Annotated in this window: 16 protein-coding genes and 1 pseudogene; 5 read left to right on the top strand and 12 right to left on the bottom strand. The window is 61.5% G+C overall.

The features are described 5' to 3' along the window. The 3 genes from B0W88_RS17720 to B0W88_RS17710 form a co-directional block, all read left to right on the top strand. On the top strand, positions 1-369 hold a 369-nt coding region (locus B0W88_RS17720), incomplete at its 5' end, for an RNA polymerase sigma factor (protein WP_233151757.1). 401 nt (positions 370-770) lie between these two features. Further along, positions 771-1229 carry a hypothetical protein gene (locus B0W88_RS17715; protein ID WP_077035967.1) on the top strand — a complete coding sequence of 153 codons (459 nt, stop codon included), beginning with the start codon at positions 771-773 and terminating at the stop codon, positions 1227-1229. Continuing rightward, positions 1226-2218, top strand: a complete 993-nt coding sequence (locus B0W88_RS17710; RefSeq protein ID WP_077035966.1) for a conjugal transfer protein TraS — start codon at positions 1226-1228, stop codon at positions 2216-2218. Before B0W88_RS17715 ends, B0W88_RS17710 begins: the two co-directional genes overlap by 4 nt. A 123-nt stretch (positions 2219-2341) precedes the next feature. Here B0W88_RS17710 and B0W88_RS33030 read toward each other — a convergent pair whose 3' ends face one another. The 4 genes from B0W88_RS33030 to B0W88_RS17705 form a co-directional block, all read right to left on the bottom strand. Continuing rightward, complete coding sequence (locus tag B0W88_RS33030; protein ID WP_144006825.1) at positions 2342-3895, bottom strand: hypothetical protein; 1554 nt, start codon at positions 3893-3895, stop codon at positions 2342-2344. Between the two features lie 557 nt (positions 3896-4452). Beyond that, positions 4453-5181, bottom strand: a complete 729-nt coding sequence (locus B0W88_RS33025) for a hypothetical protein (protein ID WP_144006824.1) — start codon at positions 5179-5181, stop codon at positions 4453-4455. A gap of 1 nt (position 5182) precedes the next feature. Continuing rightward, positions 5183-5584 carry a hypothetical protein gene (locus tag B0W88_RS33020; RefSeq protein ID WP_144006823.1) on the bottom strand — a complete coding sequence of 134 codons (402 nt, stop codon included), beginning with the start codon at positions 5582-5584 and terminating at the stop codon, positions 5183-5185. A gap of 92 nt (positions 5585-5676) precedes the next feature. Continuing rightward, the gene (locus B0W88_RS17705) at positions 5677-6483 is read right to left on the bottom strand and encodes a TIGR04255 family protein (RefSeq protein ID WP_077035965.1); all 807 of its coding nucleotides are present in this window, start codon (positions 6481-6483) and stop codon (positions 5677-5679) included. 325 nt (positions 6484-6808) lie between these two features. Between B0W88_RS17705 and B0W88_RS17700 the strand changes: the two genes are divergently transcribed. Beyond that, positions 6809-8347, top strand: a complete 1539-nt coding sequence (locus B0W88_RS17700; protein WP_233151756.1) for a DNA cytosine methyltransferase — start codon at positions 6809-6811, stop codon at positions 8345-8347. Here the strand turns inward: B0W88_RS17700 and B0W88_RS17695 are convergent. From B0W88_RS17695 to B0W88_RS17660, 7 genes are all read right to left on the bottom strand, one after another. Next, positions 8322-8783, bottom strand: coding sequence for a very short patch repair endonuclease (locus B0W88_RS17695; protein WP_077035963.1), 462 nt, complete (start codon positions 8781-8783; stop codon positions 8322-8324). The two genes, B0W88_RS17700 and B0W88_RS17695, sit on opposite strands and share 26 nt — an antisense overlap. A gap of 13 nt (positions 8784-8796) precedes the next feature. Beyond that, positions 8797-10584, bottom strand: a complete 1788-nt coding sequence (locus B0W88_RS17690) for an AIPR family protein (RefSeq protein ID WP_077035962.1) — start codon at positions 10582-10584, stop codon at positions 8797-8799. Continuing rightward, on the bottom strand, positions 10581-11555 hold the full coding sequence (locus B0W88_RS17685) for a PD-(D/E)XK motif protein (protein ID WP_233151755.1): 975 nt from the start codon (positions 11553-11555) through the stop codon (positions 10581-10583). Before B0W88_RS17685 ends, B0W88_RS17690 begins: the two co-directional genes overlap by 4 nt. Before the next feature lie 10 nt (positions 11556-11565). Further along, entirely contained in the window at positions 11566-14460 is a 2895-nt protein-coding gene (locus B0W88_RS17680; RefSeq protein ID WP_077035960.1) for a Z1 domain-containing protein, read from the bottom strand. 15 nt (positions 14461-14475) lie between these two features. Next, the gene (locus tag B0W88_RS17675) at positions 14476-15990 is read right to left on the bottom strand and encodes an ATP-binding protein (protein ID WP_233151754.1); all 1515 of its coding nucleotides are present in this window, start codon (positions 15988-15990) and stop codon (positions 14476-14478) included. Continuing rightward, on the bottom strand, positions 15987-18410 hold the full coding sequence (locus tag B0W88_RS17670; RefSeq protein WP_077035958.1) for a sigma-70 family RNA polymerase sigma factor: 2424 nt from the start codon (positions 18408-18410) through the stop codon (positions 15987-15989). The genes B0W88_RS17675 and B0W88_RS17670 overlap by 4 nt, the downstream gene beginning before the upstream one ends. A 609-nt stretch (positions 18411-19019) precedes the next feature. Beyond that, on the bottom strand, positions 19020-20486 hold the full coding sequence (locus B0W88_RS17660; RefSeq protein WP_077035956.1) for a site-specific integrase: 1467 nt from the start codon (positions 20484-20486) through the stop codon (positions 19020-19022). A 322-nt stretch (positions 20487-20808) separates the two neighbouring features. Here B0W88_RS17660 and B0W88_RS17655 point away from each other — a divergent pair, with 322 nt between their 5' ends. Beyond that, on the top strand, positions 20809-21519 hold the full coding sequence (locus B0W88_RS17655) for a pentapeptide repeat-containing protein (RefSeq protein WP_077035955.1): 711 nt from the start codon (positions 20809-20811) through the stop codon (positions 21517-21519). Positions 21520-21561: 42 nt separating this feature from the next. On the opposite strand, the pseudogene B0W88_RS17650 reads toward B0W88_RS17655, so the two are convergent. Continuing rightward, a pseudogene (locus B0W88_RS17650) lies at positions 21562-21660 on the bottom strand (biopolymer transporter ExbD); the annotation flags it as partial.

The raw sequence follows: 21660 nt of genomic DNA, 5'->3' as shown, positions 1-21660 counted from the left end.
ACCCTCTACGAACAAGACCAGATGATCGAACGTCCCGACGCGTTCCTGATGCGGATCGCCCTGAACTTGTCGATCGACGCCCACCGGGCGGTCGCGAGCCGCGGCGATGAGGTGTGTGTCGAAGACGTGGTCGTCATCGACTGCTCGCCCTCCACGGAGGCGGTCGTCCTGGCGAGGGAACGCACGGCCCGCCTGAGCGTCTGCATCGGGCGACTGACCCCCAAGGCGCGCGACATCTTCCTGTCCTACCGCCTCGAAGGCATGACCTACCGCGAGATTGCCCAGCGCCACGGCCTGACCATCTCCACGGTCGAGAAGCACGTCGCCAGGGCCACCATGCAACTCGCAGCATGGATGGAGGAGTGGTAGGCCCTGCCAAGCGCCTGCCCGTTGCCAGTGCCGACCGTCCGCCGCGCCACGGCGAGGTCACGCAAAGTATTGTGAACCTTGCCAACTTGATCGGGACTCCGCGGGATGCGGATCGACGTCCTGGGATCTGCCCGGACGAGAAGGCCGCCTAAGGGGCTCATCCGGGCGGTCTTTCTCATCGGGATTCGCTGGAGCACGATCGCTCCATGCGTCCCGCCGTCAACAGCCACCCGTCCCGCCAGATGCCCCTCCAGGGCATTCCAGCGGGTCCAGGTTCGCGTGGCCCGGCGCGAGAGAGGCGAGGGCAGGGGGGTGCCCGCGAGCGCGTCTCGGTCGATCTGCGCGGCTTGGCGCCGCGACTCAATGCGTATGCAGTCGCTCACGGGAGATCGCCCACCGCGGTGATCCGCCTGGCGCTCGCGCAGATGCTTGATTCCGAATCGGCCGACGACGGTCAAGACGCGGGCAGCGTGCAAATGTTTGCCGCCAAGACCGCCAAGACCGCCAAGGTCACGCTGCGCATCTCCGCGGGCCACGCAGCGTGCCTGGCACGCCGCGCCCGTGCATCCGAGATGTCGCAGGGCAGCTACGTCAGTGCGTTGCTCGACGGCGAGCCCCCGGCACCTCTGCCGGCGAACCATGATGCCGCCATCCAGGCGCTGATGGGCTCGACGGATCACCTCGCCGTGCTGAGCGTGGATCTGAACGGCTTTGTCCGCTTGGTCGGTAAGGTTCCGAACCCCGAGCTGCAGCGCTATCGCGCCAGCGTCGTGTCGGTCGTCGAGGACCTACGGAAGCATCTCGCTCTGGCTTCGGCGTTGATGGCGGAAATCCGAGCCGTGAGACGGGGTCGCCGATGATCGGGCCCAGCGTCGACGGCGTGCTGGTCACGTGGGGTGAGCGACTGTTCTACCCCTCGAACCGGATCGTCAGATCGCCGCCCACCCCGCGCCTGGACACGCTGTTGCGACGCAAGGCCACCGTCATCCGCAGGCGCATCGAGGCGACCGTGCGCCGTGCGCCGCAGGTCATGGTCAAGGTGACCGGCGGCGGCCGCGGCATGGGCGCGATCGCGGCTCACTTCCGCTACATCAGCAAGAGCGGCCGATTGGCGATCGAGGACGACCGTGGCGTCACCCGCACCGGGAAGGACGCATTGCATGACCTGGTCGACCAGTGGCGCTATGGCGGCTCGTTCATCGACGAGGTCAGCCCCCGGAGGGAAGCGTTCAATCTGACGCTGTCGATGCCAGCGGGCGCCAACGCCGGTCTGCTGAAGATGGCGGTGCGGGAGTTCGCCCAGGCGGAACTGGCCGGGCACCGATATGTGATGGTCCTGCACGAGCACCAGGCCAACCCCCATGTGCACCTGAGCGTCAGGGCGGAGTCCGCCACAGGGAAGCGCCTGAACCCGCGCAAGACGGACCTGCACCGCTGGCGCGAGACCTTCGCCGAGAAGCTGCGCGGCTGGGGCATCGAGGCCGAGGCGACGCGCCAGGCGTCCCGGGGAGAGCTTCGCCGTTACGAACCGCTCTGGCGCATCAAGGCACGGGAGGAAGGACGCCTGCGGCAGACCGAAGTTCCCAGCGAGCGCGGCAGGAAGTCTCTCGACAGCCGGACCGAGGCTGCAAGGAGCTGGGCGCACATTACCCAGGCGCTCGCTGCCTCCGATGCCCCGGACGATAGGAAGCTAGCGCAGCGAGTCGCCCGCTTCCTTCGAGAGACTCCGCTTGTGCGGCAGCATGCCCGAGAAATCATGCCGGGTGCACGATCTGCCGCTTCGCCACTTCGTCCGACACTCATGGTCGCGGTCGAACGCGTTCGGGCGGAGCCCGACATTAGACGGTGAGTCGCCACCGCGGCAGGCCGCCTCCATTGAGTCTAGGAAGATTGCTTAAAGATGGCCGCCGACTTCAGTGAATGCATCGAAGGCAATATATGGGAATGAAGTCGGCGGAAATTGATCGTCGGCTTATGGCGCGACAGAGTACTGAATGTCCGCAGTGGTAGGAATGACCAGATCAAATGACTCAAGTGCCGACTCAGACTCCTGGATGCATTTCTGTAGTATCTCAACCCCTTTGGCTCGTTTGGCACTTAGCGGTGTGCGGGAGGCTAGTGAGTAAACGGAAAATTCAATTGGCCAGAGTTCGTGCATCGAATTACTTTCGAACTTAATTTTTTCTTCTTTTGTTACCAACACCGCAGCCAGTTCGTTATTGTAGGCTGATTGGAGTAGGTCCGTCGTCTCCTTTGGCATTAGCGGTGTACCAGATATATCCCGCGGGGGCGGGTACTTGTTGGATATGCCGACTGTCCGACCATTGGTAAATGTGTGCCTAGTGCTGTCGACTACTGATGATGAATTGTTTATCATCAAATAGTATTTCCGATACAGCAGGTATTTCACTTGGGAAACGCCTGATGACATCGGAGTCCCTCTGCTGACTATGAAAAGAGTGTCAATGGGATATGAGTCGTACTTTGGTCTCTGTGACGAGATCATTTCCGAAGACATCATGCTGCGCCTCGAGATGCATTGTCGGATCTGATTCCAAAATGGTTCCGTTGAATCGATCACTACGGATACGTTCTGTGCGTAGTTTCCCGCAACTTCGCTTCGAGCCGTGTCGGTGGATGTCAAGGTCGGTGATGCGCCGGGTTCTCGCAGCGAGCCTAGCATGTCCCCAGGGGGCACAGTCGATGAGGCAACATTCTCCGGAGAAGGCGCTGCAGAACCGACTGACTGCTGGCTCGGTGCTAATGGCTGACTTTCTCGTTGGACCTCATCGCCAAGACCGCGGATAGCCGAGTCGGTAAGTTTTACTAGCTCATCAGAAGAATTGGCGAAATTTGCTTTTCCATGTAGGCTACTAACCATCTTCGTTAGTGAGCGCCGTTGCACATCATTAAGTGCAACTCCGATTACGCGCAGATCTACGGCGATCCCCGTGTCCGTAATTCTTCGCTGGAGTTCTGCTATTGCATCCTCGAATTGAATGCACTCGTCGATTCCACCAGTAATAACCACGATTCTGCGAGTCTTCTCTTTGAAGCGGGCTTGATCGTTGAAGTCGGTAGTGGAATCGGCTATGGCCCGAACAATGTTACGTTTTCCATGAAATTTTGTCTGTTCGATGGCTTTGGCAATCAACTCTCTGTTGTCCATACCAATGGGAACTAGCAAATGACTTCCGTCATCGCAGGAGCCGCCAAAGGATCTGAGTCCAAGATTATCCTTGTCTGATAGCTTGTGAAGCGTGTCGGCGATTCCAAGCTTCAGAATATCTCCCTTTGTGCTGTCACGCAAACCACCGAGTGATTCTGAAGATGCATCATATAGGATCACAACATTTACTAGAGCGCTAGGAGGATCTCTCTTTACCAGATTGACCAATGTAAAGAATGCGACTCCAGCAGTAAGGATGGCGGCGGCCAACTTGAGGATTGCCGAGGTCTTCTTGTACCAAGGCAGCTCCTCAAGCTCCCTTTTCCCTTGCTTTGGCTGTGTTTTGACCGATTTCACGAGACCTCGCTACTAGGTTCCTCGCAACTTTCCACGCAATCATGGGAGAACACAAGGGCTCGGTTTCGCGGATGTACTTAGATCGACGAATAGTGAGCGTGCGACAAGAGGTGAGACGCGGGCGGGGATCAACGAAGCAAGTTGGATGACGCCACTGGACGTCATCTTGGTCGTCGCCGATGCGGCAGCTGGCGATCGGCGAGAGTGAAGCCAGCCCCGTCCAGGATGGTTACTGTTTGGTCCGCATTCCGTTCGCCGCCCCGCAAACCAGAGACGCCGCAGGACCATATCGGACGGATGGTCCGGATTTGATTCGGTCTTGTGTCACAGCTCGCTGCGGATCCCGGACATCGGTGCCAATGACCATGGAATCATTGGCGGTGAAGACACTATTCCCAGTTTGACCCATCAAGTAGGACCAGAATGAGCGAGTGCAGGATAGGCAACCTGCCGGCATCTGGATGCACCGGATCACCGGGACCTGCTATTGCTATTGCTGTTGCTGTTGCTGTTCTCTGATGGCGGCTATTGATTCACTGTATTTTTTGACGCAGTGCTCAAACTGCCTGTTGGGGGGGCTGTGGCTTGCAGACTTCCGGTAGCTCAGCCACGATCCTCTTCGCGACTGGCGTTACGGAAACCTGTGAGGCTGGGCGTTCAGTCAGCGATAGAGAACCAGCGCCTGCGACCTCTTCAGGTGTTAGGCGTAAAGGCTCGTTTAGCTTGACCACCTCTTTCGACTGAGCAATGGCTTCGGACCCTGTTCCATGTTTCGATTTTGCCCAAGCACGCAATGCACAAACTACGGCGTTCTTCCACGCTTCGTTCTCGGGATTTGTCGTCCATGTAGACAAGTCGACGAGGGGAACCTGAAGTGATTCGAAGATATCCGCTATGAATGACGAGCACGTATGTCCATCGGAATCAGCCGGCGGGTTGTATTCGCCGTCAGTCTTGAATGTTCCGACGTTGCATAGGAGGTTGAGTCCGTAGTTGACGGACTTCTGATTAACAACGAAGTGAGTGGAGGAGAGTCCATGAAGCAGCGCCACGATTTGCGAAGAGAGATCCACGGGCAGAGAAACTACCCTCGCGGCCCAGTTCTCGCCAGGATAGTCGCCAACCTTCAAATGACGATGGAACGCGAGATGGACAAGCCTCGGTGCTTTGTCGGGACCGTTGCCAAACGCAATGCCTAGGTGATACCCAAACATTCCGTAAGTAATGGTGATAGCGACATCTTCTGGTCCAACGGCTACCGATGCTGCACCCTCGTAGAGCATCAATTCACCCGTTCAGGAGACCATACAATGCCTCTTCCACGTTGGCGCCGTCTCGCAGTAGGGCAACTTTCGCTACCTCTAGGGCTTTTTTCCATCCGGGCATTTCTGAACGCCTAGTGTAAGTCGCCCGCAAGACGACAGCCAAGTGGCGGCCGTTCACCAAAGGCGCACGCAAATCCGAAAGGTCAACAGCCTTGGCACCTCCGTTGAGCAGCTCGGACATGAGCGATTTCACCGTGGCGGTAAGGTCGATCGCTTTGCCAGGAAGCTCGCTGTTCATAACGCGTCTCTTCCATTCTGGAGCCCCCATCGCCGCGAGCAGAGTTTGCGAATCGCTCGGAAAGAGCACTTGCGATAGCAGCGTGCCGCCTTCCGAATATTGAAGCGCATAACGGTTGTAGGCCATCTCGTCGTAGGACTGAATGTGACCACAACCGCCGAAACTAGAAAAGCTCGACTGGCGACGACTGATCGTCGGAGCCGCAGGACATGCATGCATTATTTTTCTCCCTCTGCTCTCATTAGGTGGGCTATCGGTTTGATCATCACGCGAAAGATGTCGTCGATGATCTCGTGAGCGCGAACAAACGATTCCATGATTTGATCTGTGCTGACTTCCGCATTGGGGAAGAATGTAACCGCTGTATCGAGCAGCACAGCCGGGGTTCCGTTGGCGATGCCATCGCCCACGCTCATTGCAAGCAGTCCACCATCTGTCAATGGAATATGGAACTGTGAATAGGGCTTGCATGCACCATCTTTGGCCATGTAGTCCAACGAAATCTTCGGCGCCTGAAGCTCAAATCCGAGTTCCTTGATGAAAGCTGTACTTTCTAGTCCATGGAGGTGATAGGCGGTGAAAGCGTCGAGATAGCGAAGCGTGATTGAGGCAACGGGAGCGACATCGGTTACCGCGTTGCGTGCGCTGACCAAAGCTTCCAGGCCTGAACGCACCACGGGCGAGAACATTTCCCAGTTCTTATATGGCGGTGTTGCGTTTGCAGAGAAGACACCTAAACCAGCCTGATAGAGCGAAGGGCCAATCGTTGCCTTGGCGTTGTTAGCTCTGATCAGTGGTTGATGCAGGAGCGCAGGCAGCTCCTGAGGATAGAGGCGCAGTTGCTCCGTGTATTCGAGGCTCGCGACTGACCTTGAGAAAGCGTCGACAAATGCGGAAAACTCCTGCAGGTTCTGGGGAACCATCCTCGGCACGCCAGCTACCATGGCCTGAGGGACCCATGGCGGCACCCACTTAACCTCGGCAATTAGTTCAAGAAGCGGCGCGTTCTGGAGGGTTTGGCTCATAAAATGGGGTCTAGCCTTCGATCAATCTACGTCGGCGCATGGTCCGTGGCAATAGCCACCGTCAAGCTCGACTTCGGCTGGCGAACGTCTGGCACACGTGCGTGAGGGACTTTCTGGGCGTCGCTAGGCATATTGGAGATTGTGGCTGAGAAGGTGGGCAGGGTTGCCCCTGGGTAAAAATTTCCGGCCCGAACATGAGGCGGGTGTCAAGCCGTCCCGTTACTTTGCTCGGCCTGGCAGAATGACGCGCTTGCGATTGGGTGCTTGGGCGCCAATCTGGTCGCGTTGACATAGACAGATGCAAACAAAAAGAGAAGCGATACCGGTGATCGATCTGTTCGCCGGGCCGGGAGGGCTGTGCGAAGGGTTTTCGTCCGTCGTCGATGGGAACGGCGCGCGGCGCTTCGCCGTCAAGGTCTCGATCGAGAAGGACCCGATCGCCCATCGAACCCTGCTGCTTCGTTCGATCTTCCGGAAGTTCCCCAAGGGCAAGGTTCCGAGCTGCTACTACGACTACGTCCGCGGCAGAATTAGTCGCGAGCAGTTCCTGGCTCACCCCGCCATCAAGGACGCCGCGGAGCATGCGGCCAAGGAAGCTAGGTGTGCTGAGCTCGGCGTGACTCCACCCAAGGAAGTCGATGACTGGATCCGCGAGGCCCTGGGCGGTCAGACCGATTGGGTGCTCATCGGAGGCCCGCCATGCCAAGCTTACTCGCTTGCTGGACGTTCGCGCCTTCGCGGCAAGGACGTTGAGAAGTTCGAGGCGGACGCTAAGCACTTCCTCTACACAGAATACCTTCGAATCATTCAGGAGTTCGCCCCGGCCGTCTTCGTGATGGAGAACGTCAAGGGCATGCTCAACTCGACGAACTCGGGCAAGCGCATCTTCGAGCAGATCCTTGCTGACCTCAAGGCTCCGCGGGACCACTTGAGCTATGAGGTCCGGTCGTTCGTGGTCCACAAGGCAGACGGCGAGCTTGAGCCCATTGACTATGTGATCGAGGCCGACGATCACGGTATTCCGCAAAGCCGCCATCGAGTGATCCTCTTCGGCATTCGCTCGGATGTTGCTGCGGCGACCAAGGCGCTCAAGGAGCGTCCCGAGTCGTTCCTGCTCCGCAAGCTGACGAAGAAGGTGGGAGTAAGCGCCGCCTTGGCTGGTCTGCCGGAGCTTCGGAGCCGCCTGTCCAAAGAGCCAGACTCAAAGGAGGCATGGATCGGGGCGGTCCGCGAGTCGCCCAAGGCGCTCACAGGGTGGCGTCTTTCGGTGCGCAAAGACATCGAAGAGGCAATGGAGAAGTTCATCAAGAAGGCCGAGAGACAAACAACATTTGGCGCTCCGTTTGTGGAGGCCGTCGTCGCCCCGGGCGGCTACATGCCGCAAAACTTGCAGGACTGGTACCTCGATCCGAAGCTCGGCGGCGTGTTGCACCACGAGACGCGGAGCCACATGCGCTCGGACCTGCACCGCTATATGTTCGCCTCCTGCTTTGCGGCGACGCAGAAATACGCCCCTGACCTGCGCAACTTCCCGCCGAAGCTTCTGCCTGACCATGTGAATGTGGACGAGGAAACGATTCCCTTCAAGGACCGTTTCCGAGTCCAGATGGGCAAGCATCCGTCGTCGACGGTGGTGGCGCACATCAAGAAGGATGGGCATTACTACATCCACCCGGACCCAGGTCAGTGCCGCAGCTTGACCGCGCGCGAGGCAGCCCGCTTGCAGACCTTCCCCGACAACTACTTCTTCGAGGGAAATCGCACAGAGCAATACGGCCAGATCGGCAACGCCGTCCCACCGCTGCTGGCCAAGCAGATCGGCGAAATCATTCTGGACTTCATGACTTCCCCACGGCGGCGCTGATCTCGCCGACCTGTTCATCGCCATCGACCCAGTGCCTTAGGACCTGGGGTAGTTTCGCGACGGCGTCCAGATCCCGAGTCGAGCATTCCCAGACATAGAGCACCCGCCAGCCTATTTCCCTTAGCTTGTCCGCAGCGCGTTGATCACGATCGACATTGGCTTGCAGCTTGGCGGACCAGAACTCCGTTCGCGTGGAAGGCGTCTTGGCGTATTTGCATCCTTGGTGCGCATGCCAGAAGCAGCCGTGGACGAAGATGGCCACGCGGCGACCCTGCATGACGATGTCGGGTGAACCGGGCAGGTCTTTGCGGTGTAGCCGAAAGCGGTAGCCCGACGCGAAGAGCGCCCGGCGCACGATCAGCTCGGGATTGGTGTCCTTGCTTCGGATGCCGGACATCATCCGGCTTCGGACAGTGGCAGGCACGACATCGACCATGGCTCGCGCGGCCTCAGGCCGCCTTCACTTCAGGAATGATGGCGGCGGGCGTGGAGTAAGAGGTGCCAAGCACCGCCGCCTTGCACTCTGGCTTCTTGGCCCACTCGGACACCATCTTGCCGTGGGCGCTCTCGCGCAACGCGTCGTTGACCTCCCTGGACCATGTCGCCAACTGGCCCAGCAGCTCGGGCGACAATGCTTGGTTGTTCCAAATCCGCTCGAGGTCGATCCTGTCGCCCAGCTCTTGAGCCAGCAACGAAACGGTGTATGTGGCCACGTTGACCTGGAATGCGCTGAACATGGGCCGCATCAGCTTATGGGCGTCGCGGTAGATTTTGGCCTTCGCCATCATCGCCTTGAAGTCAGACACCTTTGGCTCCGGGATGTCTTGCCCGTAGGTGGCCGTCAGTTCAGCCATGAACTTGTCGAAATTCTTCTGCGTGCCCAAGCTGACCACGTCAGGCTTGACATCCCAGGTGTTGAGGTAGCGTGCCAAGTCCGTTTTGGTGACGCGCCGTGCTGGCGGGATCGACTCTTTGAGGGCCTTGAGCTTGGCGGGCGTGTTGCCGGACAGCGAGAGAAGCGTGTTGTAGCTTCCGGCCGCGCGTTCGTAGAACCATTGACTCACGCCATCAGGGCAATAAACGGTGCGCGACAGTTTCTCGATGGCGACGTGGTAGGGCTTGTTGGCCGATAAGTCCGACTGCTTGACCGCGTTCTGGCTGTTCGCGTATCGGGAGATGTCGGAGATCAGAGTCTCCTCCTGGGCGGGATCCTGGGTCCGCATCACGATGATCTTGGCCGGGACGAACACTCGGCTCAGGTCGGTCTCGGGAAACTTGCGCTTGGTGAAGAAGATCGATGCCGTGGTCTGGCCGCCATTGACGATTTGCAGGCCTTGGAGAAGCGAGATGCTGTCGCTGCCGCTGGCCGATTTGGCCAGCGCGATTTGGTCGGCGACGACCACGATGCCGTTGTTGTAGGCCATGAAGCGCCCAGGATCGTGTCGCAGCGTGTCTTGGATGCCCGCGTTGACGCCTTTGCCCTTCACGCTCAGAAAGGAGCGGACGTTGGCTTCGAGCAGGCGCGAGTCGAACTTTGCATACAACGTCTGCAAGGCGATGGCGGGGATGGCCGCCAAGGCATAGTCGTAGTCCTCGCCGTCGCCACCTGGGACGAACACGCAAGGCAGCGGTGCGCCGCAGATCTCATTGAAGTTGACGATCAGCTCGTCGCGCGGCTTGCCCTCGGACACTTGCCGGTAAAGCCGCTCGGTGTCCATGACTTCCAGGCGCACTATCTTTCCATTGATCTCGCGCGGCTTGAAGCTCTTGGTCTTCGTGACCTTGTCGGTCAGGACGAACACCCGAATCTGATCCAGGCCATCGTAGATTTGCTGGAGCTTGACGGCCAGCTCGCGCTCATCGCTCGAATCCTCAAGCTTGGCGGCCATGGTGCCGTTGGCGCACAGGGTCAAAAAACGCAGGCACTGTTCCACGGCCGTCTTGGTGTCGGTCTCGGAACTGAATGCGATCTCTCTGACACCCTCATACAAGCTGATGAACAAGTCGAGCTGGTCCTCGTCCTCTGAGATGGAGTAGCCGCTCAGTCGCAAGATCGCATTGCCAGCCCGACCCTTGTAGTGGCAGACCACAGGGTCGTTATAAGTCATGCCGGCATCGGCTAGGTGGTTCATGACGATGTCCGAGAAGACATACTCCTCGATAGGCATCTCATCGCTAACTTGCGATTTGATGTCGTCTTGCAGCTCGTTCAGAAATTCCAGGATTGCTTCGCTCATAAGGCCCCAAGTTTTTTCAATGCCAAGTCGATGCCGATGCCTGCGCCGAGTGTCTGCTCCAACTCCACGCTGTATTTCGCCTCCGTCACCCCGAGCGGCACTGTCCCAGGGGTGAGCCTGGGGAAGCCCGCCACCACCTCGGCGAGTCGCGTCCCGGCGTCGCTGAACTTGCGCGGGTATTTGTCGGCATGTGCGTCGAAGTAGCCGGCGGCGATGATCTTGTCGGAGAACATGCGCGCGGCGTCCGGATTGCCGGTGACCTGCGCGCGCACCGATTCGACCCATTGCGGCAGGCTCAGGCCCGCGGCGCTTTGGGCCAGGCGCGCGCCGGCTAGGAAGAGCGGCTGAAGCGTCGAGTCGTCGAGCTGGGCCAGCGAGCCAATTTGCGCAGGGAAACCTATGGGCGAGATGGTGGACTTGACCTCAATCGCGCCGGTGCCCAGCTCGAAGTCCTGGTTGGCGTCTTGCGGCCCTACCCAGGCATTCATGGCCACATCCGGTGCGACCCCGGCCGCGACGATGGCCAACAGCACCGCGAGCTCGCCGACCAAGCCGATCTCCTTCTCGGGCGATAAGACTTGCGCGCCCTTGCGCATGAACTCCTGCCAAGCCCGCACGCGGGCGAGGAAGGCCCGCGCGAGGCGCGCGGGGTCCGAGGTGCCCTCGGATTCCACTGCCGCCACGACATCGCTGGCCATCGCCAAAAAGAGCTCCACGCCGCCGCTGAGCTTGCGCGTGAGCGCTAGCCAGGCTTTACCGTCGCCTAGATCGACGCGCTCGACCGCGAACCCTTGGCCTTCGGGCAGCTTCTCGGCGGCCGGGATCGACAGGCCCGCGAAGCCGGCGAGGATGGCCTCCTCGTCATCGGGGCTGCGCCGCGCGGCCAAGAGCGAGCAGCCTGGCGGGGACACGATCGGGATCGAGCTCCACCCCGCCGACGCGGACGACCCGGCCAGCGAGGCCCAGGCCATGACGATCTCCTCATTCGGAAGCGCCATAGTCCTGCTCCCATTGGTTCCAGATCAGGTGATCGACCTTGTATTCGACCTTGACGCCCGACTCGCTCGCCGGGAAGCTCACGCCAAAGCCGATGATCGGATCCGTTCGGGTCTTGAAGACATCCTTGCCGGCTTGCTTCGGGTCCAGGGCATAGACGAGCAGCAGCCCGCGCTCCGGGGCCGCGGGGACCCCGTCCGCGCCTTTGCCGCGCACGCGGCGGATGGCCGGCCCGTTGGGCAGCTCCGGCTCCTTCTGGACCACGCCCTTTTCCTGCTTGGTGGGGTCCGGCTTCCACGCCTTCTTGGTGGCGGCCAGCGCCGCCGCCCAGGCCGGCTCGTCGAGGTCGATCGCCTCGTCGCGCGGAGACAGCAGCCGCCCGATCGAATATCGGTCCTCGAAGGCGGGGTTAGCCGAGCGCTGGAGCGTCCCGTCGATGGTCCAGCCGCCTTCGAAGGTATAACGCGATCCGCGCCCGCCCGCGATAACGGCCACCGTCCAGCTCGTGAGCTCATTGGACTTGGCCATCGTGGTGCGAACGAATTCCGCCAACAGCTTGCTGACGACCTTGTGGGCCTTAGGATGCGACACGAACGCCTCGAAAAAGTCGGCCACGCTGTCGCCGGGGACGTTGTTCCACAAAAAGCCGCTGAACTCCTGGTCCATGCCCGCGCGCTTCCTGGCGATGGGGCTCGACTCCGCCGGCTTGCCCAGCGAGCCGATGAGCTTGTTGGCCGCCGCGAGGTTCCGGTCGAGCCGGGCGTCGTCCTTGAAGAAGGCGATGGTCTCCAGCAACTCGCCGGAGAAGGACAGGTAGAGGCTCTTGGCCGCGCGCATCTTCAAAGGAGAAGTAACCAGCAGCACCGGATGCGACTGGACCTTGAGCCCGTATTCCTTGGGCGTCGCGCCGCTTTCCGCCATTGCGTCGAACTCCGTCCGAAGTTCCTCGGAGGCGTCGGCGATGTGCCCGAACCATTCGACCAAGTCCTCGGTGGTGTAGAGCCGGCAGAGGTCCACGTAGCCGGGGCGGTAGCCGAACCAGCGCCCCATCTGCATCAGCGTGTCATACATCTTGGTCGTGCGCACGAAGTAGCTGGTGCTCAGGCCCTCAAGCGTCAGGCCTCGCGCGAGCTTGTCGCCGCCGATGGCGATCACCTTCAAGCCATGCTCCTGCTGCTCCGAGTAGTCCAGGGCGTCCTTGGCCGTCCCGTTGATGGTCTTGACCTTGATGTCCGCCACCGCCTCGGGCAGCGCGGCCAGGATGGCGGGCCAATCGGGCACCGCGAGATTCTCGCCAGGCTCCTCGACGAGAGTCGCGACATCGGAGCACGTGGGGACGAAGTCCTCCTCCCACAGCTTCTTCAAGTCCGCTTCGAGCGCCTCGTGATCGATGCGCCGAGCCAGCCGCTGGGTCATCGCCATGACGTATTCATCGACCTGCCGGACTACCTGCTTTTGGACCTTGGTGAATCGCGTCACGTGGATGAGCATGGATGCGTGCTCCTTGCTTTGGCCTCGCAAGATCCGCGCGGCGCAAGCCAACGCGAAAGAATGGATGGCCTCTTTGAGCGAGGGCGGAAGGATGTCCTGGCCCTTGAAGGTCGGGGTGTGGTCCTTGTTGTGCTTGGGCGGCATCCAGCCGCTGGGCTCGTCGCCATTGACATAGTCGGCCACGTCGCGCATCAGCGGCAGACCGCCGACGCGGCCCTCGGGGCCGAGCAGGCCGAACACGCGCGCGGGGCCGACGTAGTTCGACGGGGCGGCCAGATTGACGATGAACGACTGCGGGAAAAGGTCGGGGCCTTCGTCAGTGGTCTCGTTCCTGCGGTGGATGAAGATGTTGGCGAAGGGCGTGGCGGTGTATCCGACATAGGCCTTGCGGTCGAAGGCGTGCAGGATGCTTCGGATCAAGCCGTTGATCGCCTTGGGCTGGTGGTCGTCGTCCGGCTTGCCGTCGCCGTCGATGACTTGCTCGCCAGTGTCCACCGAGGCGTTGTCCGCCTCGTCGTCGATGATCAGCAGCGGCAGCTTCGTGACGATGCGCCTGCCCGTCTTCAAATCTGTCGTGTCGGCTACATGTCCCCGAATCCATTTGAGGAGTTGGGTGAGCACAGTCTTGTTCTTCTTGACCACGAACAGCCAAGGCTTCTCCTCAGGCGAGATGGCGAAGTGCTTGGCGACTGCGGAATTGAAATCGCCGCGGTCGGCCCTCGTGGTCGCGCAGTGCGGGTGGATCGCCGGATCGCTGTCGATGGCGCCCACGCCCAACGGCTTGCCGGGGTCGCGGTTCTCCGAGGTCTCGTAGCCCAGGAAGGTCTCCTCAAGCCGGATCTGGGTCTGCGAGCGCAAGTTGTTGTGCAGGCCGGCCAGCACGATGATGATCTTGTAGCCGGCATCGGCGGCCTTGCACACCAGCCCCGAATAGTTGCCGGTCTTGCCTGATTGGACATGCCCCACGACCAGGCCGCGGCGATCCCACGGGCCCGGCCTCTTGGGGTCTTCCAGCAATCCGAGAATGTGGTCGGTCGATTTGTCGAGCGCTCCGACCACCTCCACCGACATCTTGAGCTCCAAGAAGCGCTGGTAGCGTGGCCAGTAGCGCCAGTCCTTCTTCTTGGCGGCGACCAGCCAGGGAATATGGCCCTCGTCGTCTTGCAGCGTGGTGTCCTTGCCGATCCAGTGGCTGAACCGCTGGATCAAGACCGCGATGGCTGCGGCTTGATCAGCCTCATCGAATGCCGCGGCATTGAGAATGCTCGCCGCGAGCTTGACCTTGGTGGCGATGGCGGCCGGCGTGATGCCCACGGTCTCGCGCTCGGCCTCCAGCATGAGCTGGGCCATGTTGATGACGGGCAGCAAGGAATTGTCGGGTTGCGGCATGGCGTTCTCGTGCTTTTATGAGCTTCCGGTGGAGGGCGGGCCCTCGACCTGGAGTTTGTCGACCAGCGACGGGAAATTCTGGAAAGGGTCGGTGGACAGCAAGGCGCGCTTTGCGAGTTCAGGCGTCATGCCGCGCCGGCCGACCATGTCTTGATAGATCGTTCGCATGACGGCCACGATCTCGGCGGGAGCATCGCCAGCGAATGCCGTGCGCGGGGTCTCCTTGTTCTCCGCCGTATCCAGCCAGATGCGCTGCACGGGCACGGTCTCCTGGATGACTCGCAGCATTGCCTTGACCATTGGCAGCAGCGGACCGGCCGCCTCGGTGACGGCGGCGATGGCTGGATGCTTCTCGTCGATGCGGTAGCGGACGCCGGTGGCTGTGTGATCCACGCGCCAAGCCTGCTCAAGCGGAGTTCCGGTCGGGCTCGGCGTCGGGCTGCCGCGATAGGCGAACACCTTGCGCGCTCGCTCGCGGGCATGCTCGGCTAAGGACGTGAGCCAGGGCCGCAGCGCCACCGGCGGGCGAGCAGTGGACTTCTTGATGTCGATCTTCCAGGCGGCGTCCGCGGTGTTGGGGATGTCCAGCCGAATGCGGGCCAAGCGGTGCGACTCCTCCCGGTTCCAGGAGCGGCCTGGGCCGAGGCCGAGCCAGCCGCCGGCCAGCAGCAGCCGCTCGTTGCGGTAGATGTAGAAGCCCTGTTGCGCAGTCCAGCCGTTGGGGCCGGCGCCTGCCTTCCACTCGTCCTCGGTGAGCTTGTCCTTGTGTGGCAGCACGAAGCACTCGACCTCGACCAGACCGTCGGGAGTGTGCTTGCGTCCAATCGGCGACGACCAGGAGCGACCCACCATGAAGGGGTCCCACGGGGCGATGGGCCTGCCGTTGATGAGGATGCGAAGCCGCGGCCTTGGACCCTGGATCAGCCGGTGGAACACCATCGCCAGGTGGGCCTCGACATGATCGGCCATGTTGAGGAAATCCTGGACCGTGTAGCCCTCGGTGACGATGCGATCCATCAACTCCCACAGGACCAGCGTGCCGTTGGCCTTGGCTTCAAGCGGCGAGATGTAGGCCTCCGATCCGGGAGCAGGGCCTTCGAACATCAGCCATTTGGCCTGGGGCCGGGCAATGAGCTCGTTCAGGTCCCAGCGCAGGCAGCACGAGGCGCCATCCTTCACAGTCGCCACGGTCAGGCGCCGGCACTGCGAGAGCGACGCGGTCTTCATGCCCATGCCGAAACGCCCCAGGTCGCTTGCCGAGCGTTTGTCGAGCGGGCTCTTGTCGCCGAGCGTCATCGCGCTTTCAAGCTCCGGGTCGCTCATGCCGGAGCCGTTGTCGAGGACGGCGATTCGACTTTCAGGGCCGGCCCACGCGAGGTCGATTCGCACTTCGGTTGCTCCGGCCGAGATGCTGTTGTCGATGATGTCTGCCAGCGCGGTGGCCGGCGAGTAGCCCATCCCGCGAAGGGATTCGAGCATCGGGTTGGCTCGCGGCGGAGCCTCTCTCGTCTTGGGCGGGTTCAGGATCATCGCCAGTAGCCCTTTCCCGCCTCGCGCGCGAAGCCCAAGCCGAGGAGCTTCGGTATCAGGATTTGCGCGTGGCTGTTTTCGTTGTCGTCGGCGAGGACCCAAATCCTGCCGCTGCTGCCGAGCCTGTCGTCCTCGACCGGAGCCCGCAAGCTCATGGCCAGCTTCAGCGCCTTATTGACGGCGACGGGCACCATCCGCAAAGGCCCGACGGCTAGGCCATCCGCCGTCGGATGGCTTGGCGCCGGGTCCTGCGAGCCTTCGCTGCGCGGGCGGACCCGGCTGGGATCCAATGGGCCGGCGCGCGTCGGGTGACGAAGCTTTTCGAGCGCCTTGGATTCGATTTGCCGGACGCGTTCGCGCGTCACGCCCATCGACACGCCGATTTCGTCGAGGGTGTGCTCGGCGAGGCCGCCAAGCCCGAACCGTAGGCGGATGATCCGCTCCGCCTTTGGCTCAAGGTTTTTCAAGGTCGCATCGATGGCGCCATCGAGCTCGCGCGCTGCCACCGTTTCCATCGGATCATGATCGACCAGCTCATGCGACAGGCTCGGCTCGACGCTTGCGTCGATGTCGGTATCGTCGAAGGGCAATGGCGCCAAAGCCATGCGCGTCAGTGCAGCGGCCTTGCGCTCGGCTATACCCAGCTTGGCGGCGATTTCGCTCAATTCGGGCGCGCGACCCATCCGCTCCTCGAATAGTCGCGATTCCCGGCTCAGGCGTTGCACCTCGTCGAACACATGGACAGGCAACCGGATCGTTCTGCTGTTGTCGGCGATGAAGCGGGTGATGCCTTGGCGCACCCACCAAAGGGCGAAGGTGGAGAACCGAAACCCGCGGCGCCAGTCGAACTTGTCCACCGCGCGTAGTAGCCCGATGTTGCCTTCCTGGACCAAGTCGCTGAGGGGGAGGTCTGCACGCAGGTATTTCTTCGCCTGGAACAGGGCCAGCTTTAAATTGCTGGCGGCCATCCGGTCGCGATGACTGCGATGGATGGCCATGTCGCGCTTGAATGCGCAGGCAGCGTCGGAGGAGTTCCGCTGCGCTTCATCGGCCAGATCGAGCAGGAAGCTGCTGGCGATGCGCATGGACGCCAGCAGACTTCGCGCCTCACTCCAGTGCGGCGACATGCGGTCCGAGTCGATGGCGACTGCGGACAAACGCTGCGCAGCGACGAAAAACTCGGCGTCGGAGGCTCCGGATCTGGATCCCGAGCCTGGATCGCCTTCGGCCTCATCGTCTGCCGCGCTTGGCGGCGCGTCGGTTTCGGGCGCGGCGGCGGCAGGGGCGGTATCGATTTCTTCGTCGTGGATCAAGGGCGCTTCTTGCCGCGGGCCAGCGCAAACCCAGCGCATGGGGAGATTGCCAGCCTGTGCTTCCTTGGCGGCGTCCAACAAGCGCGCGATTCCGTCGGGCCATGCAGCGAGCGCGTCCAATGCCGATTCGAGGCTGGCCTCCATCGCTTGGCCGATCTCGACCTCTTCTTCCGCTTTCAACAAGCGGTGCCGTTGAGCCTCGCGTTGATAGAGATAGAAAGGGTCGAACTGCGTGGAGGTCAGCGCTCCGATGTGCGCCAGCGCGTCGGTCAGGGCATCTTCTTCTTCCGGTGTCTCGTCTGGATCGACATGGACGGTGTAGTCCTCGAACGCTTCTCGCCATTCCAATCGCTCATCGGTCTGGCATCCCATGTCCTCCAAGACCATGCGATAGACGCCTGCCTTGACTGCATCGTGCTCGCCTTCCGGGTCGCAAGCCACCTCGACGACTTCCTCGTCCGGTACGCTGCCCTCGCGCAAGGCGCGCAAGAACACGCTCCTCAACCGCGCGTGGGTTTCTGGATCGTCGATGGCCGGAAGAAACGAGGCGTTGTCCGGCAGGTAGGCGGATAGATCGCCCCAGTCGGGCCAAGTGTCGACGGGCGTGTGCTTGGCCATCTCAGCCTTTGCCGCGCTGGCCGTCTCCCGCACGGAGGGATCGTCGGGAACGACCGAAACAGTCATCTCCGGTTCCCAGCCGTCCGAGTCGGATGGATGCCACACATCGTGACCTTCCGCCATGTGCTCGGGCGCCATGGCGTCATCAGACGGGACGGGCGCGTGTGGTCCAAGCTCAGATCGGTCGGCTAACTGGCGCGCGGCTTCCTCTGCCCAAGGAGCGGCCGGGTCTGGTGCGCTGGCTGCGTCTAGGACTGCGGCTGTGTCATGCGATCCAGCCGCGAGGGCGATTTCGAGGGCGGTCTTGCCCGACGGATCAAGCAACCCGTGGTCAGCCCCGGCAGCCAGCAGCAGTCGGCAGATCGCTGCCTTGTTCCGCGCGGCTGTGAGCATGAGCGGTGTCATGCCACTGGCATCTCTGGCGTCGAGGTCGTCGCCGCGATCGATGTGAATTTGAACTGCGCTTTCGACCCCGGCCATGATGGCCATCCGCAGAACTTGGCTCAGTGGTCGGGAGCAGGCGGCGCTGAGTTCGCTCACCAAGGCACGACCATCCCGCCCGGCCGATGCGCGGCCCCTTCCGGCTGCTCGTCGAGCGCGGTGTCACACTCCGATGTCAGGCGCTGGTCATGGCCAAGCACTCGTGTTTCCCCTGAGGCCATTTTGGCCTTTTTGAGTTGTCAATCGGTTACAAATTCTACAGGGACGAGAAGGGCGAGAATGTCAGCGTTCCCCCTGAGCAAGCTACTTGTCAAGCGGTACTGCGAACAGTTGGAGCTCGATCGCCATTTGGTTCTTTGTGGGGAATCGCTTGACGACGGGACGCAGGTAAACAGCCTTAAGGCGGTGTCGCTCATCAACTTCGTCGTGAGCTTCTGGGCGCGGGGACGCACCGACGAGGGCACAAGCATTCGATCTCTGGACCTGAACGTCGTCGGCGACCTGTTCGACATGGGCCGCGGCTATCGGCACCTTCATGCGCCGTGCCAGCGTCAAGCAGTAGTGCTCCTTGACTATGGGATGCGCGTCAGTTCCCGCCCGGGCTCGGCCTTGAGGATGTGTGTCGAGGCCAGCGGTGGCTCGACGAGAAACAAGCGGTCAACTAGGCACCGAACCCGCCAAGTCGTTAGGCCCGAGGGGCTGCTTGCTGAAGATGGACTCAAGCCTGTCACCTAGCGCATCCCAGGCCGCCCGCTTCTCGTTGGCGTAGTCGTGGTGCAAATAGTGCCGACGGACGCGGCCGCCTGCCAGTACATGATTCTGACAACGGTCAATGATGTCGGGTAGGACTCCCAAGGCCTGCATCATCGTCGCCGCAGTGCGACGTAGGTCATGCGGTGTCCACTCGCCCTTGACCCCGTTGCCCAAGACCAGACTGTTGTCGTGTCGGCGATTCTTCATGGGGCCGGCCCGGTTTTTAAAGCGCATCTGCCGGTCGCCCACCTGCTTCGAGACACTCTTGACGCAGACATGCATGTTCGCCGTTTCGCCCTTTGCCACACGTGCAGGGAAACAGAAGGGGGAATCGCCAGTCAAGGCACGTAAGTTTTCGAACTGGCGGCGCGAGTAGGCCGACAAAAACACTCTCCAGTCGACACCGGTCTTCGTGTTGGCAGCCGGTACGAACCATTCGCCCGCTTGAAGGTCTACGTGCTCCCAACGTGCCATCAGTAATTCGCCGATTCGACATGCAGTTCCCAGGCACAACCACAACGCGAGCTGCGTTTCCTTCTTCAGTGGCCGGTCCGCTTCGTACTTGCTCCCGGCAGGCGCCGAAGCGTAGGCGGACTCCATTTCCTCATGAATTCTCTGCAGTTCACGCAGTTCGTCGGGCGACAGGGTTCGCTCACGCGGTGTCATCGCTGAATTGCCAGGCGGCAGGATCTTTTCAATCTCGACCAACTCGGCGGGATTGCCGTCGACCATCAGGCCACGCCACGGCTTGCGCTTCTCAGCCCACGCAAACATCTGCACGAGATCGCTGTAGGTCCGGACGGCCATGCGATGAACGCCCCGTTTGACCATCGTGCGAAGAACTGTCCGCAGGTCGTGTTCGCTAACTTGCCGGACGGGCGTTTCTCCGAGCAAGGGCAACACGTCCTTCTGGAAACTGCGTCGAAGTTCGGCATTGCCGTCGGCGCGCGCAACGCCATCCGCCAGCCAGGCCTCGAACATCTTGTGGACAGGAAGGTTCTCTTCCTCGAGCCTGGCGGCTTCTGCTATGACTGCGCGGACCTTGGCCTGAGCTTCGATGCGTTCAGCTTTGCGCTGTTCGACGGGATCGACGCCCTCCGCGGCCTGTGTGCGGGCTCGATCGCGCTCGCCGCGAATGTCGGCGAGGGAGGTGCTCGGCCATGTTCCGCAGTAGTGCCAGGCCTTCTTGCCAGCGCGCTTGAACGCGTACCGGAAGTTGACAGAGACATCGCCGGCGTTCGATACGCGAACCTCACCGACCAAGCCGCCGGCTTCGCGAAGCGTCTCGCCTTTGGACTCGGCGCCGATGGCTTCAAGCGCCTTTTGGGTCCACTTCTTCGATCTGTCCACGGGGTCTGCATAGCGGCTCATGACTTCTCCAGGGGTCCACCCAGGGGTCCACCGGAGCGTGCGCTAGAGCAAGATCTCTGAAAATCTCCTGGGACTTTGTTTGATTATAAGTTATTGATTTAAAAAGAAAAACATCGTCCCAGGGAGTCTAGGGAAATCCCGTGGAGTCTCGTGTTTAATCGTATGGGGTGCAAGGGGTAGCGAGTTCGAATCCCGCCGTTCCGACCAAAGATAGCGAGAAAATCAACGGGTTAGCTCTACCAGGAGCTAACCCGTTTCTCCTTGTGCGGCAGCATCGCAGGCTGCCGGGTTAGAGTGGCCGACCTACTTCCGCCATGCTTCGATGCCAGTTCCTGCCTCGCCCGCCTCCTCCAGCATCATCATCAGCAGTGAGCAACTGAGCCGACGCGAGGTCGAGGAACTGCTGGGCGCGGGCGGTGCACCGCTTGCGTTCGAGGCCTGCTCCTTCGACGGGGCAGACCTCGAACAGCTGGACCTGCGTGGCACGGAGTTCAGGCGGTGCAGCTTCTCGGGCACCAGCTTTGTCAGGGCCGAACTGTCCGGCACGCGTTGGCATCGATGCAGGGGCGCGGCGGCCGACTTCGAGCTGGCGGACCTGACCGATGCGAGCTTCGACGGATGCGACCTGAGCAACAGCAACTGGCGGCGCGCCCGCCTGCCTGGCGCGGTGTTCAGCGAGGCCAAATTGACCGGCGCAAGGTTCACCGAGGCGCAGACCCTGGGCCTGGTCTTGCGCGAGAGCCTGGTGGTCAGCGCGGACCTGCGTGGGCTGTCGTTTCGCAAGCAGACGATCGTCGGCCTGAAGGCCAACGACGCGGACCTGTCCGGTTGCGACTTCACCGATTCAGTCCTGGTCGACTGCGACCTCGCCGGCGCCAGCCTGAAGAACGCGAAGTTCGCTCGTGCCGACCTGCGAAGGGCGCGGCTGGGAGCGATCCAGGTCGGCGACCTGCTGCTGCACTTCAAGGGCAGCATCATGTCCGTCCAGCAGGCAGCCGACCTGGTCTCCGCGCTCGGAGTCCAGGTGGTGTGAGCCCACCTGCCCACCCAGCGAGCGGCCATTGAAACGCGTTCGCTACCTGACGAACTGCTCGGTGCCGACCATGCCCATCTTCTTGACCCCCAGGCGCTGGGCCGAGGCCATCACCGCGGCGACGGCGCCGTAGTCCACCAG

The organism is Pelomonas sp. KK5, assembly GCF_001984095.1.
GTDB lineage: Bacteria > Pseudomonadota > Gammaproteobacteria > Burkholderiales > Burkholderiaceae_C > KK5.
This window is presented reverse-complemented; position numbering and strand designations above follow the sequence as displayed.